The following is an 11,665-nucleotide window of genomic DNA, read 5'->3' as shown; positions in this document are numbered from 1 at the left end:
GGACACCCGGCGAGGACCGCTCGGAGACTTGGCTTATGATCGCCACAACTACTCCGACGGGCGGCTCCGGCTCCCGAAAGACCGCCCTCGTCGTCGGCGCCTCCCGGACCCTGGGCCTCGGGCTCGCCGCTGAGTACCTCCGCCGCGGCTGGGACGTCATCGGCACGGTCCGCGGCAGCCGGCGCACCGGCCTGCACGACCTGCTCGACGCAGCCGAAGGGCGGCTGACCGTCGAGTCGCTGGAGATGACCGAGCCGGAGCAGATCTCGGCGCTGCGCGACCGGGTGGCGGGGCGCACCCTCGATCTGCTCTTCGTCAACGCCGCCATCACGCGCGGCGACATTCCGATCGGCGAGGTGCCGACGCGGATGTTCACAGAGGTCATGATCACCAACGCGCTCAGCCCGATGCGTGTCGTGGAGAGCCTCCGCCCGCTGGTCGCGCCGACCGGGACCATCGGCGTCATGTCCTCCGACCAGGGCAGCATCACCCTGAACACCGACGGCGGGCAGGATCTGTACCGGGCCAGCAAGTCCGCGCTGAACCAGCTGATGCGCAGTTACGCAGCGCGCAACGCACAGGACACGCGGACGTTGCTGCTCATGGACCCGGGCTGGGTGCGCACCGAACTCGGCGGGCCTGACGCCGATCTCAGCGTGGAGGAGAGCATCCCCGGGGTGGCGGAGACGATTGAGCGCCACCGTGGGAAGCCCGGTCTCCACTTCGTCGACCACCGGGGCCAGGTGGTGCCCTGGTAGCCGCCGCGACCGGACCTGCCGGGTGGAGGGCGCGGCGCTCGGTGCGCTGTGGGGCTCGGGCCGGCCGCAGTGCCCATACACTCGGCGGTCCTGCTGCTTGTCGGCGACTGGCGGCACCAAACCCGCGGCCGAGTGGGTCCTGCACGCGAGGGGCCCCGCGGCCGTTCCCGAGCTGCCGGCCACAGCCGCCGACCGGCGTCGAAGTAGGCCCTGGTCAGCGGCCAGCCGGCTGCCGACCGGCGGACCAGGACGCACGGCTGGGGCTGTTCTCCCGCTAGTCAGAAGCTGCTTCGAACCGGGCCAGTGCAGTCCAGTCCAACGGTCGCACGATCTCGGCCAACCGGCCGAAGGGGTCCTCGCCGGCCTGTTGGAACCACACCACGGACAGCTCGCTGTGGCCGGGTTCGGTCATGCCGTCGGGGCGCCAGGGCGCGCTCAGCCTGGCATGCACCCTGGCCCGTGGCAGCCAGGTGTCCACCCGCGCGGCGGCGTCGGCCCGGATGCGGTCCAGGTCGTGGACATACATACCCTGCGGACCTGCGAGCTGCTTCTCCAACTGCATAATCCTGAACCGACGATGCAGGTACGGCGTGCCCTCGATCATCCCTTCGAGGTCGTCCGACATGTGCAGCTCGCGCAACTCGGCGTGGATCCCGCCCACCTGAAACGTACGCAGCTCAAGATTCTCGGTCACAGCGCGCAGCCTAACGATTCGGCGCCGGCTGCTGGCGAACGCAATTCGTCTGCCCCCTGCTCAGGTGGGTTGTCCCGCAGTCGGGATGGCTTCCCACGCTCGATTCTCTGCATTCCGACAATCGCGTCTACTTGCCCCAGATCTTCCGGTATGCCTCGCGGTAGCCCGGCGGATCCCAGGAGGTGGCCCCGCCGCTGTTGTCAGCGGTGGCGATGTGGACCGGTGCGACGTATCCGCTGGCGGAGGTGCCGGAGAAGGCGCGGTTGAACTCGTCGACGATCTGCCAGCCCTGTTCGGAGAGCGGCTCGGGCACGGTGGCGGCCTGGAACTGCGCGCTGTTGATGCGCTGGAAGGCCGAGGGGTCGCCGTCGCCCGCGCCGATGTTGAACGGGGGGCCACTGCCCGGCTTGCCGGCCGCGCGCAGGGCCGGTGCGGCATCGGCGAAGTACAGGTCGTTGATGGCGACGGAGTACGTCCACTGACCCTGGAAGCGGGCGAGGAGGGAGGAGACCTCCTGAGGGGTGCGGGTGCTGGCGTCCGGGATCGGGATGTTCTCGGAGGCCAGGAGGTTCACGCTGGGGCAGGTGGCGAGTTCATTCTTGATCAGTTCGGACTTGTTCCTGGCGAACGGGATCGAATCATCGGTGAAGGCGACGACTCCGGCGTTGCCGTTGGACTCCGCGATGATCCAGTCCGCGCTGATCTTCGCGACGTCCCCGACGTTGGTGGTGATGTTGCTGAAGAGCAAGGGGTTCTCGCTCGGGCCCGGGGCGGCGACCGCGTGCCAGCCGACGAGCGGGATGTGCGCCGCATTGGCACGCGCCGTCTGCTGCGACGTCAGATCGGGGTCGAAGCCGCCGATGACGATGCCCGAGGGTCTGAGGTCGAGCGCCTGGTTGAACGCCGCCTGGATGCCGACGGGCGTGCCCTGTCCGTCGATCACCCGGACGCTCCACCCGATGGTCCTCGCGGCTTCGAGGACTCCCTCCGCGACGCCCGCCACGCCGGGGTTGGTCATGGTCTGGGCGACGTAGACGATGGTCTTTCCGGAAACCGCCGTGGGGCCGCTGGTGGGGCCGTTCCAGGCCATGTCGGCCTTCTCCGCCTGCTGAACGTCTGTCTTGGCCGCGGCGAGAGCGGCCGGGCAACCGGCGGTCGAAGGCCCGCCGACGGAGGGCCCGCTACCGGTCGACACACCGCGCTCGCAGCCGGCGAGGACGCCGGCTGCTGCTGCCAGCAGAGCCGCGACTCGGAGGGCGGTGCTGCGGTTCGCGTACACGGTGCTCCTTGCGGCGGGGACGGCAGCGGGGGAAGACCACCGGAGGTCGGGGAGGGCCGCCGGGCGGCTCATGGCGTGCCCTCGGGAGGAGGGCCGTCCGTCGGCGGCACAGCCGACGGCTCGGCGGGTGAACGGCGGGGTTGGGTGGCGCCGACGCGCTGGCGGCGGCGCGCGGAGTAGCCGGCCAGGCCGACGGCGATGAGCAGGGCCGCACCGTTGAACAGCGGGATGACCCAGAAGTCGGCGCCGAGCTGGCCGATACCGGCAAGGCCGATGGCGAGGACGGCCACCGCGACGAGGGTTCCCAGAGCGTTCGGCCGGCCGGGTTTGATCGCTGTGGAGCCGAGCAGCGCGCCGACGAAGGCCGGCAGCAGGTAGTCGATGCCGACGCTCGGGTTGCCGATCTGCTGTTGCGCGGCGAGCAGGACGCCCGCGAAGCCGACGACCAGACCCGAACCGGCGAAGGCGTAGATGCTGTAGCGGCGGGTGGGGATGCCGACGAGTTCGGCGGCGCGGGTGTTGGAGCCGATGACGTACATGTACCGGCCGAGCGGCAGCCGCTCCAGCAGCAGCCACAGGGCGGCGGCGAGGGCGAGCACGTAGTACGTGGAGACCGGCAGGCCGAGGAACTTGGAGTCGTAGATGTCGGTGAAGGCAGCCGGCAGGCCGCCCGCTCCGGGGACGATCCGAGCGCCGCCGGTGATCCAGCCCGTGAAGGCGTACAGGATGCTGCCGGTGCCGAGCGTGGCGATGAAGGAGTCGATCCGCCCGAACTCGACGATGACACCGTTGAGAGTCCCGAAGGCCGTTCCTCCGAGGATCACCACGAGGCAGGCGAGGGGCCAGGGCCAGCCCCCCTCGACGATGAGTTGCAGCACCATGACGTGCGCGAGACCGAGGCCGAAGCCGATGGACAGGTCGAACTTGCCGGTGACGATGGGAATGGTCGCGCCGAGCGCGAGGATCGCGGGGATCGACTGGTTGGAGAGGATCGAGGAGACGTTGTCCAGGGTGGGAAAGGTGTTCGGCAGAGCGAGGGAGAAGATCAGGAACAGCAGGGCGGCGAGGGCCGGCAGGCCGTAGGCGCCGATGAGGTGCCCGTGCGGGCGGTCCGGCAAGGACCGGCGGGAAGGGGATGGGGTCATCGGTCCGTCGCACCTCAGTTGGTGTCACTGCCGGTGACGGCAGGCAGCGCCGACGCGGCGCGGGTGAGTTCGGTGACGGTGAGGGCCTCGCCGGTCAGCGCGGCTGCCACGGTCCCGCGGACGAACACCAGGGCGCGGTGGCACACGGCGGCGACCTCCTCGAGGTCGGAGGAGATCAGCAGTGCCGCCAGGCCGGCAGCCAGCGCCTCGTCGAGCAGGCGGTAGATCTCGGCGGTGGCGCCGACATCCACGCTCGCGGTCGGCTCCTCGAGGATCAGCAGCCGCCGCCGCACCCCCAGCCACCGCCCGACCACGACCTTCTGTTGGTTCCCGCCGGACAGGGTGGCGATCGGCGCCTCGCTGTCGCGGGGGTGCACGGAGAACCGCTCGATCAGGGCGGTGGCCTCGGCGCGCTCGCGGCGAGGGCTGATCCGGTGCAGCGCCGGTACGCCGGCCGCGCGGGGGTTGGCCAGGAAGTTCTCACGTACCGTCAGTTCCGCTGCACAGCCTTCCTGCTGGCGATTTCCGGTGACGAAGCCGACGCCCAGGGCGACGGCCGCGGTGACCGTGTGCGGGTTGTAGGGACGGCCGTCGAGCAGGGCCCGCCCGGCGAGGATCGGGCGGGTGCCGGCGAGAGCGCGGCCCAGGTCGAGGTGGCCGGCGCCGGTGAGGCCCACCATGCCCAGGATCTCGCCGGCGTGCAGTTCCAGGCTCACCGGTCCGCTGTTCTCGGTGCGAACGCCGTCGAGGCTCAGCACGACCGGGCCGGCGGTGGCGGCGGCGCGCCGGTAGCCGGTCTGTTCCCGGCCCACGATGTCGTGCACCAGGCGCCCGGGAGTGTGGCCGGAGAGCGGCCCGGAGCTGGTGAGGCGGCCGTCACGCAGGACGGCGAAGGTGTCGGCGACCTTGTAGACCTCGTCGAGCCGGTGGGTGACGTAGACGATGCCGTGCCCCCGGTCGCGCAGCGTGTGCAGCACGTCGAACAGCCGGGCGCAGTCAGCGGCGGGGAGGCTGGCGGTCGGCTCGTCCAGGACGATCAGCTCGGCCCGCGTCGCCAGGGCGCGGGCGATGGCGACCAGCGAGCGTTCGGCGGGGGAGAGATCGGCGATCGGCGCGTCGGCGTCAAGGTGTCCGGCGACGATCCTGAGCGCCTCCGTGCAGCGCTCCCGGGTCTGCCGCCAGGAGATCAGCCCGCGACGGCGCGGGTAGCCGGTCACCAGGGCGATGTTCTCGGCGACCGTCATCCACTCGACGAGACCGAGGTCCTGGTGGATGAAGGACATGCTCCGGGAGGCGGCGTCGGTGCCGAGCGGGTGCCCGGCCACCGTCACCTCACCCTCGTCCGCGTGGTGGACCCCGGCGAGTGTCTTGATGAGGGTCGACTTCCCGGCGCCGTTCGGACCGAGCAGGGCCAGGATGCTGCCGCGGTGGATGTCGAGATCGACCCCCGCCAGGGCGAGAGTGCCGCCGAACCGCTTGCTGAGACCACGGATGCGGACGAGTGGGCCGCGGCGCGCGTGTCGGCTCACTGACGTGCTGGGAGCGTCGTGCATGGACCTCTCCAGGGCTCGGCCTCCGAGTCCTTCCCCATTGCGCCGGGAACGCTGCTGAACGCCTGGCGCGGCTTCTGCGCCGTGCGCCTTCTTGCGGTGCACCGTTCCTACCATCCGGGCCTGGCCACCGCATTTCCGACACGCGATGACCGCTTTGTTCCTCTGATCCTCGAAGGCGGGCTATTCGATGGCGGCGATGTCCTCCAGATCGATCCCGGATATGCCGGGGACGGCTTCAGGTGTCTCCAGGGCGCACTCGGCCCAGATGACCTTGCCACGGGCGGTGTACCGGGTGCCCCATGCCTGGGTGAGCTGTGCGACGAGGAACAGGCCGCGGCCGCCCTCGTCGGTGGTGGCCGCGCGGCGCAGGTGCGGGGCGGTGCTGCTGGCGTCGGAGACCTCGCAGATGAGGGTGCGATCGAGGATCAGCCGCACCTGGATGGGCTCGGAGCCGTAGCGGATGGCGTTGGTGACCAGTTCGCTGAGCAGCAGTTCGGTGGCGAACGCGAGCCCGTCCAACCCCCAGTCGCTCAGCTTGCGGGAGGCGGCGGCGCGCATGTCGCAGACGCGGGCCGGGTCGGCGGACAGGTCCCAGGTGGCGATCCGGTGCGGGGGAAGCGCACGGGTACGGGCGACGAGCAGGGTGACGTCGTCGGCGGGCTTGTCGGGTGCCACGGCGTCCAGAACCGCGCGGCAGGTCTCCTCGGGCGAGCGGTCAGGGTGCGCCAGGGTGCGGCGCAGCTGATCGAGGGCGGTGTCGATGTCGCGGTGGCGGTCTTCGATGAGTCCGTCGGAGTAGAGAACCAGCCGGCTGCCTTCGGGGAGGTGGAGCTCGGCGGTTTCGAAGGGGAGGCCGCCGAGGCCGAGCGGGGGCCCGGCGGGTAGGTCGGGGAACGTCACGGTGCCGTCGGGGAGGACGACCGCGGGTGGTGGGTGGCCGGCGCGGGACACGGTGCAGCGCTGCGAGGTCGGGTCGTAGATGGCGTACAGGCAGGTGGCGCCGATGATGCCGGTTCCGGCGGGCTCCTCGCTGCTCTCCTCCCGATCGAGGCGCGCCACCAGATTGTCCAGATGGGTGAGGAGTTCGTCGGGCGCGAGGTCCAGGTCGGAGAAGTTGTGCACGGCGGTGCGCAGGCGGCCCATGGTGGCGGCGGCGTGCAGTCCGTGGCCGACGACATCGCCGACGACCAGGGCGACGCGGGCACCGGAGAGGGGGATGACGTCGAACCAGTCTCCGCCGACTCCGGACTCGGCGGGCAGATAGCGGTGGGCGATCTCGACGGCGTTCTGCTCGGGCAGCCCGCGCGGGAGCAGGCTGCGCTGCAGCGCCAGGACCATGGTGTGTTCGCGGGTGTACCGGCGGGCGTTGTCGATGCAGATGGCGGCGCGGGTGGCCAGCTCCTGGGCCAGTGACCGGTCGTCGTCCCCGAAGGAGGCGGAGTCCCGCGAGCGGTAGAAGCCGGCGATGCCCAGCACGACGCCGCGGGCGAGCAGGGGGACGGTGATGAGCGAGTGGACGTTGTGCGCGAGGAGACGCTCGGTGTGGTCGGCCTCCTGGGAACGCCAGCCCGCGGCCGCTCTCAGGTCAGGTTCCAGCACCGCTTCTCCGCTGGCCAGGCAGCGGAGATGGGGAGTGCTGGGGCGGAGGTGGACCCGTTCGCCGACCGGGTAGAAGGGGCGGTCGTCGTGGATGCCGTGGACCACCGCGCGGTACAGGTCACTGCGGGGGTCGGCGGACTCCTCGCCGCGCAGGACGGCCTCCGGCAGGTCGATGGTGACGTAGTCGGCGAAGCGCGGGACGGCCATCTCGGCGAGTTCGTGGGCCGTGCGGCTCACGTCCAAGGTGGTGCCGATACGGGTGCTGGCCTCGGACAGCAACTCCAGGCGGCGGCGGGCCGCGACGGCGTACTTCCCCACTCCGGGCTCGCCCACGAGCAGGAGCCCGGTGGCCGTGCCGCCCGCGGTGTCACCGGTGGTGCCGGACGGGCCGACCGTCGTGAGCAGCGGACCGGCGACGGCGCCGGGCAGGCGGCGGGGCGGCGGGGCGGCGGGGGTCGCCGAGTGCACCGAGAGGCTGAGCGGGTCGCCGACGGGCACGGGGGCGGCGAGCCGCTGCGGCGAGTCGCCGTGGAGGACCGCCTCGATGGCGACACCCTCAACCCCGGACGGGCTCGTCACCGGACGACTCAGGAGGGTGACGCGCCGGCCGCGCGAGAGGGTCACCTCGATGGCGGCCCGCTGAGCGGAGGAGATCAGCGCGATGGCCTGCTCCGCGAGGATCATGTGATCACGCCGGTCCAGTCCGCTCTGGGCCACCTCGCCCACCCCGATCACGCGCCCGTTCCCGGCCGCCTCCCCGCTCTGCGCGTGCAGTCCGGAATCGAGGTACGCCTGGAGCAGGGAACGCTCTCGCGCCGAGCTCTGATCCAGCAGCCGGCGTTCGATGGCAGCGGCCGCCCTGCAGATCACGGTGTCCAGCGCCGGGTCCGCTTCGGTGCGCGGGAAGCCGAAGCAGAGGACGCCCTCGATACGTCCGCTGAGCGGGTCGCGCACGGGAATCGCCGCGCAGGCGTTCGATTGGGAGCGCTCGGCGAAGTGTTCGGCTCCGTAGACGTGGCAGAGCTGTCTGTCCGCGAGCGCGAGACCGATGCCGTTGGTCCCCCCGAACTGCTCGGCGAACACGAAGCCCGGGACGGTCTGGATCGCTGGGAGTTGCCCCACCATGGACGCTTCGCCGAAACGGCGCTGGAGCACCGCTCCCGTCCCGTCGGTGAGGGCCACGTTCATCCGACTGCCCGCGAACCTGGCTTCCAGCCGGTCCAGCACGGGTCTGGCCGCACGGACGAGGCGGCCGTCCAGATCCAGATCCTGCCGGTACGGAAGATCGATCCGGTCCGGTGACAGCCCCAGCGACCGAGAGCGCTTCCACGAGCTCAAGATCGCACTTCTCGCCCCTCCCTCGGCCGATCCGCCGCCGAGGAACCGCTCACGAGCCCGTACGGGGCCCATGCTCTCCCCGCCGGAACCTGTCAGGATCGCCACAGCACACACCTCGAGGAGTTGCACCCTTTGGGGCAATATTAGGACTTTGTCCACACTACGGTGCTTACCATCCGGCTCGGGCGTCGCACCGGTCACCCGGTGTCGCGCCCGAGCAGCGGCGGCAGTCTGTTCTGCCGGGCAGACGTCGGGGCAGGCGTCCGGGCCGACGTCCGGGCCCGCCCGCCCGGAGCGCCGACATGCGCGTCGGCGGGGCTGCCCAGGCCCGTCAACCCGCTGCGGTGGCGGCAACCCGAACCCCACCGCATCATCGGCTGTGCGGGGGGAAGCGGGGGCGGGAAAGCGGTCGAGGAGCGCCATGAGTGGTTCTGCCTTCCCACCCGAGCGGCCTGCCGGACACCGCACGTCGCCCGCGGGTGGACCGGCGATGGCCCGCGACGAGTTCGACGCACTCTTCCGGCAGCTGTGCCGCGACCGTCTCCCCGGCCCGGTCCGGAGGTCGCAACGCGCGACAGCGGCGGGACTGGTGCGCAGCGGTGAGGTCGTCGCGATGGGCCGGCCGTGGGACAGCGTTCCGGGGCCCGACAACCGCAGGCCGGCGCTGCACCAGATGACCGAACTGGCGGACGTCACGGCCCCGGAGCCGACCGTGCACAAGGACTTCATCGCCTCCGACTACCACGGCAAGTCGCAGACCCACCTGGACGCGCTCTGCCACGTCGCGTACCGCGGACTGCTCTTCGCGGGAGTGCGGGCACGGGAGGTCCTCTCGTCGCAAGGTGCCTCCTACGGCGCGGTGACCGACCTGCTGCCCGGGCTGGTGGGACGAGGCGTCCTGCTGGACGTGGCACGTCTGCGCGGCCGTGACTGGCTGGAGCCGGGAGAGGCGGTCGGCGGCCCGGAACTGCTCGCCTGCGCCGACGAACAGGGCAGCCCGCTCGGGCCCGGGGACATTCTCCTCGTCCGCACAGGTCACCTCGCGAGACGGCGGCGGCTGGGTGCCTGGGACGCCGACGACCTCAGTGCCGGACTTCACCCGAGTGCGATGCGGGTTCTGGAGGAGTCGCAGGCCTCGGCGCTCGGCGGTGACGGCGACAGCGACGCGCGTCCGAGCCCGGTCAACGGCGTCCACTCGCCGATCCACGTGCTGGCCGTCACCGCCATGGGGCTGCCGCTGATCGACAACATGGACCTGGAGGCCCTGGCCGAGACGTGCGCGCGCACCTCTCGGTGGGAGTTCCTCTTCGTCGCAGCGCCCTTGAACATCCCCCGGGCCACCGGTTGCCCGGTCAATCCGCTTGCGGTCTTCTGAGCCCGGTGATCCGCCGCCCGGTGATCCGCCGGTCATCCCGTCGTGGCGCGACGGCGGGTGAGAGGCAGTGCGCGTCCGGTGGTCGCCGGGCGCGTCCTGTCCGGTACCAGGCGATCCGCTCCAACCGGGTGCCGGCCCGTCCCAGAGGCGCGGCTGCGGCTTGCAGGAGTTGCCGACCTCGTGCGGGTCCTACCGTCCGGGCTGGGGCAGGTGGGCCTTGGCTTCCTCGTAGCCGGCCTTGCCGACCGACTCGGCCGGGGCGTAGACGAGGTTCAGCACGCCGGTCGTGAAGGTCTGCGACGAGATCAGCGTGAGTGGGATCGCGGGCTCACCCTCGTCGAACAAGCGCATGCCCTTGCGGACGGCGATCGGGTGTACCAGCAGGTGCAGCTCGTCCAGCAGCCCTGCGACCAGCAGCTGGCGGACAACGGAGACCGAGCCGCTCATGGCGATGGTCCCGTCACCGGGTTCGTTCTTCAACGCGGTGACGGCCTCGATGAGGTCGCCCTGGAGTCGTTCCGAGTTGCGCCAGGTGAACTCGAGCTGCTGGTTCGACACGACGATCTTGCGGGCGTCGCCGAGCGTCTTCGCAAAGGCGGCGTCCTCTCCGCCGGCCGCCTCCCGCTCGGGCCAGGCCCCGGCGAAGCTGTCGTAGGTCCTGCGGCCGAGGAGGATGGTGTCACTCGAACCGACGGTGGCGACCACGGCGGCGCCCATCTCGTCGTTGAAGTACGGGAAGTGCCACTGATCGGGCGCCTCGACGACGCCGTCGAGCGAGATGAACAGGTCTGCGGTGATCTTCCTCATGGCGCGCCTCTCTCAACTCAACCGAGTCACACCGTTCGCCGGACGGAGCCGTCCTCGCCACGCAGTCCTGACGGACGGAACATCATGAGTCTTCCTTTCGGCCGGATACGGGTCCAGGCCACACGCAACCGACCCCCTGGGTCCTTCTCGGGGATTCCAGGGTCATCCGCAGCGGGTGACGACGCTCGGGTGAGTAGGCCGAATGGCTCCGGCCACACTCTCGGACCCGCCACCGACCGAGATCCCGATCCGCATCCGTGCCGCGCTCAAGGGGGAGTCGCGAGGGCCGTCCGGGTCCGGCGGTCCGGCCGGCGGAGGCCGTGGGTGCCGGTCAGTCGCGCGCCACGCCGCGACCAGGCCCGATACAGCAGGTCGCGTAGACAGTGTCTACGGAGATCTGATAGACAGTGCCCATGGAACCTGAGAGCTCCCTACGGGAACGGCTGATCGACGTCGGAGTGGACCTCGTGATGACCGACGGAAGCGCCTCGCTGGGGCTGCGCGAGATCGCCCGTCAGGCGGGGGTGTCGCACGGGGCTCCGCGCCGGTACTTCCCCACCCATCAGGCCTTGCTCTCCGCGATCGCCCGCCGCGGTTTCGAGGATCTCGGGGCCCGGTTCGCGGCTGCGACCGGCGGCATGATGTCGCCGCGTGGCCAACTGCACGCGATTGGGCGGGCGTACGTCGGCTATGCGCTGGAGCACCGCGGCATGTTCGAGCTGATGTTCCGTCACGACCTGCTCGACAGTGAGAAGCAGGAATCGGACCAGCCGCGGCTGCGGGAGTCGACACTCCCCCTGTTCGAGCTCACCGTCGGGCTCATCGCCCAGTACCGGACGGAGCGGGCCGTCGCGCGTCGGCCCTTCGTGCCGAGCGACTCCGGGCCGCCACCGGCCGTGGCGGCCGCGGCCCTCTGGGCGAACCTGCACGGCGTCGCCCAGCTGTGGGCGTGGGGCAGCCTGCAGCTCGCCCTCGATGCCCCGCCACCGGACGGGGCACCTGGTGTCGACCAACTCGACCGGCTCGTCGGGGCGGTGCTGGACGCCCACCTCGGCCCGGTCAACATGTGACCTGAACCGGGCGGGTGCGCCGTCCAGGGCGTGTGCGACGCGCTCCT

9 protein-coding genes are annotated in these 11,665 nt (G+C 71.1%); 3 read left to right on the top strand and 6 right to left on the bottom strand.

Annotated elements, in window-relative coordinates:
• Positions 1-35: 35 nt before the first annotated feature.
• Positions 36-758, top strand: coding sequence for an SDR family NAD(P)-dependent oxidoreductase (locus ACIBH3_RS13690; protein WP_396312124.1), 723 nt, complete (start codon positions 36-38; stop codon positions 756-758).
• Between the two features lie 274 nt (positions 759-1,032).
• On the opposite strand, the gene ACIBH3_RS13685 is transcribed toward ACIBH3_RS13690, so the two are convergent.
• The 5 genes from ACIBH3_RS13685 to ACIBH3_RS13665 form a co-directional block, all read right to left on the bottom strand.
• Positions 1,033-1,452: a hypothetical protein gene (locus tag ACIBH3_RS13685; protein ID WP_396312123.1), complete on the bottom strand. Its 420-nt coding sequence runs from the start codon at positions 1,450-1,452 to the stop codon at positions 1,033-1,035.
• A gap of 127 nt (positions 1,453-1,579) precedes the next feature.
• Positions 1,580-2,731 carry a substrate-binding domain-containing protein gene (locus tag ACIBH3_RS13680; RefSeq protein ID WP_396312122.1) on the bottom strand — a complete coding sequence of 384 codons (1,152 nt, stop codon included), beginning with the start codon at positions 2,729-2,731 and terminating at the stop codon, positions 1,580-1,582.
• A gap of 68 nt (positions 2,732-2,799) precedes the next feature.
• Positions 2,800-3,876, bottom strand: a complete 1,077-nt coding sequence (locus ACIBH3_RS13675) for an ABC transporter permease (RefSeq protein WP_396312121.1) — start codon at positions 3,874-3,876, stop codon at positions 2,800-2,802.
• 14 nt (positions 3,877-3,890) lie between these two features.
• Positions 3,891-5,429: a sugar ABC transporter ATP-binding protein gene (locus tag ACIBH3_RS13670; protein WP_396312120.1), complete on the bottom strand. Its 1,539-nt coding sequence runs from the start codon at positions 5,427-5,429 to the stop codon at positions 3,891-3,893.
• A gap of 180 nt (positions 5,430-5,609) precedes the next feature.
• Positions 5,610-8,438 carry a SpoIIE family protein phosphatase gene (locus ACIBH3_RS13665; RefSeq protein WP_396312340.1) on the bottom strand — a complete coding sequence of 943 codons (2,829 nt, stop codon included), beginning with the start codon at positions 8,436-8,438 and terminating at the stop codon, positions 5,610-5,612.
• 418 nt (positions 8,439-8,856) lie between these two features.
• Between ACIBH3_RS13665 and ACIBH3_RS13660 the strand changes: the two genes are divergently transcribed.
• Positions 8,857-9,741 (top strand): cyclase family protein, encoded by an 885-nt coding sequence (locus ACIBH3_RS13660; RefSeq protein ID WP_396312119.1) that lies wholly within the window; start codon positions 8,857-8,859, stop codon positions 9,739-9,741.
• Positions 9,742-9,930: 189 nt separating this feature from the next.
• Here ACIBH3_RS13660 and ACIBH3_RS13655 read toward each other — a convergent pair whose 3' ends face one another.
• The gene (locus ACIBH3_RS13655) at positions 9,931-10,548 is read right to left on the bottom strand and encodes a dihydrofolate reductase family protein (protein WP_396312118.1); all 618 of its coding nucleotides are present in this window, start codon (positions 10,546-10,548) and stop codon (positions 9,931-9,933) included.
• A 413-nt stretch (positions 10,549-10,961) separates the two neighbouring features.
• Here ACIBH3_RS13655 and ACIBH3_RS13650 point away from each other — a divergent pair, with 413 nt between their 5' ends.
• Complete coding sequence (locus ACIBH3_RS13650; protein ID WP_396312117.1) at positions 10,962-11,618, top strand: TetR/AcrR family transcriptional regulator; 657 nt, start codon at positions 10,962-10,964, stop codon at positions 11,616-11,618.
• Positions 11,619-11,665 lie beyond the last annotated feature (47 nt).

The organism is Kitasatospora sp. NPDC050543 (genome assembly GCF_044457565.1).
Taxonomy (GTDB): Bacteria; Actinomycetota; Actinomycetes; order Streptomycetales; family Streptomycetaceae; genus Kitasatospora.
Note: the sequence above shows the minus strand (reverse complement) of the source record. Positions and strands in the feature narration are given on the sequence as shown.